Source organism: Burkholderia paludis, from assembly GCF_000732615.1.
Taxonomy (GTDB): domain Bacteria; phylum Pseudomonadota; class Gammaproteobacteria; order Burkholderiales; family Burkholderiaceae; genus Burkholderia; species Burkholderia paludis.
The window spans coordinates 1-2506 of sequence record NZ_JPGL01000141.1; the positions used below are offsets into that span (position 1 = coordinate 1).

The following is a 2506-nucleotide window of genomic DNA, read 5'->3' on the forward strand; positions in this document are numbered from 1 at the left end:
GTCGACAACGAACTGATGCCCGTCGAAGTCGACGTCGACAGTGAAGAAATTGAGCTGTCCGCAGACGACAGACCGGTCGACGTCGAAGTTGACAGCGAGGTGATCGAGCTGTTCGCGGACGAAAGCCCCGTCGAGGTCGAAGTCGACAACGACGACACCGTGCTATCCGTCGAGCTCAGGCCGGTCGACAACGAACTGATGCCTGTCGAAGTTGACGTCGACAGCGAGGTGATCGAGCTGTTCGCGGACGAAAGCCCCGTCGAGGTCGAGGTTGACAGCGACGACACCGTGCTGTCTGTCGAGCTCAGGCCCGTCGACAGCGAGCTGATGCCCGTCGAGGTTGACGTGGACAGTGAGGTGATCGAGCTGTTTGCAGACGACAAGCCGGTCGACGTCGAAGTCGACAACGACGACACCGTGCTGTCCGTCGAGCTCAAGCCTGTCGACAGCGAGCTGATGCCCGTCGAAGTCGACGTCGACAGCGAGGTGATCGAGCTGTTCGCCGACGACAAGCCAGTCGAGGTTGAAGTCGACAACGACGACACCGCGCTATCCGTCGAGCTCAGGCCCGTCGACAACGAACTGATGCCCGTCGAAGTCGACGTCGACAGTGAAGAAATTGAGCTGTCCGCAGACGACAGACCGGTCGACGTCGAAGTCGACAGCGACGACACCGTGCTGTCCGTCGAGCTCAAGCCCGTCGACAACGAGTTGATGCCCGTCGAAGTTGACGTGGACAGCGAGGTGATTGAGCTGTTCGCGGACGAAAGACCCGTCGAGGTCGAGGTTGACAACGACGACACCGCGCTGTCCGTCGAGCTCAGCCCCGTCGACAGCGAACTGATGCCCGTCGACGTTGACGTAGACAGCGAGGAAATCGAGCTATTGGCCGACGACAGACCGGTCGACGTCGAAGTCGACAACGATGACACCGTACTGTCCGTCGAGCTCAAGCCTGTCGACAGCGAACTGATGCCCGTCGAAGTCGACGTGGACAGCGAGGTGATCGAGCTATTCGACGACGACAAGCCAGTCGAGGCCGAGGTCGACAACGACGACACCGTGCTGTCCGTCGAGCTCAGACCCGTCGACAACGAACTGATGCCCGTCGAAGCCGACGTCGACAGTGAAGAAATTGAGCTGTCCGCAGACGACAGACCGGTCGACGTCGAGGTCGACAACGACGACACCGTGCTGTCCGTCGAGCTCAGACCCGTCGAGGTCGACGTGGACAGCGAGGTGATCGAGCTACTGGCCGACGACAGACCGGTCGACGTCGACGTGGACAACGACGTGATCGAGCTACCAGCCGACGACAAACCGGTCGAGGTCGAAGTCGACAACGACGACACCGCGCTATCCGTCGAGCTCAGCCCCGTCGACAGCGAGCTGATGCCGGTCGAGGTTGACGTCGACAACGACGTGATCGAGCTATTCGCCGACGAGAGGCCGGTCGACGTCGAGGTCGACAGCGACGACACCGTGCTGTCCGTCGAGCTCAGGCCCGTCGACAGCGAGGTGATCGAGCTGTTCGCCGATGACAGACCGGTCGACGTGGAAGTCGACAACGACGACACCGCGCTATCCGTCGAGCTCAGGCCGGTCGACAACGAACTGATGCCCGTCGAAGTCGACGTCGACAGTGAAGAAATTGAGCTGTCCGCAGACGACAGACCGGTCGACGTCGAAGTTGACAGCGAGGTGATCGAGCTGTTCGCGGACGAAAGCCCCGTCGAGGTCGAAGTCGACAACGACGACACCGTGCTATCCGTCGAGCTCAGGCCGGTCGACAACGAACTGATGCCTGTCGAAGTTGACGTCGACAACGAGGTGATCGTGCTATTCGCCGACGACAAACCCGTCGAGGTCGAGGTCGACAACGACGACACCGTGCTGTCCGTCGAGCTCAAGCCTGTCGACAGCGAGCTGATGCCAGTCGAAGTCGACGTCGACAGCGAGGTGATCGAGCTGTTCGCGGACGAAAGACCCGTCGAGGTCGAGGTTGACAGCGACGACACCGTGCTGTCCGTCGAGCTCAGGCCGGTCGACAACGAGTTGATGCCTGTCGAAGTTGACGTGGACAGCGACGTGATCGAGCTATTCGCCGATGACAAGCCCGTCGAGGCCGAGGTCGACAGCGACGACACCGCACTATCCGTCGAGCTCAGGCCCGTCGACAGCGAGCTGATGCCCGTCGAAGTCGACGTCGACAGTGAAGAAACCGAGCTAGTAGCCGACGACAGGCCGGTTGACGTCGAGGTGGACAACGACGACACCGTGCTGTTTGTCGAGCTCAGCCCCGTCGACAACGAACTGATGCCTGTCGAAGTTGACGTCGACAGCGAGGTGATCGAGCTATTGGCAGACGACAAGCCAGTCGAGGCCGAGGTCGACAACGACGACACCGTGCTGTCCGTCGAGCTCAGGCCTGTCGACAGCGAGCTGATGCCGGTCGAGGTTGACGTCGACAACGAGGTGATCGAGCTGTTCGCCGATGACAGACCGG

At 61.1% G+C, this 2506-nt stretch carries 1 protein-coding gene; it reads left to right on the plus strand.

The genetic code is table 11. The annotated features are described in order from the left end of the window. Positions 1 to 2506, plus strand: a 2506-nt coding sequence (locus GQ56_RS47435; protein WP_031403745.1) for a hypothetical protein, incomplete at both ends; no start/stop codon positions are given.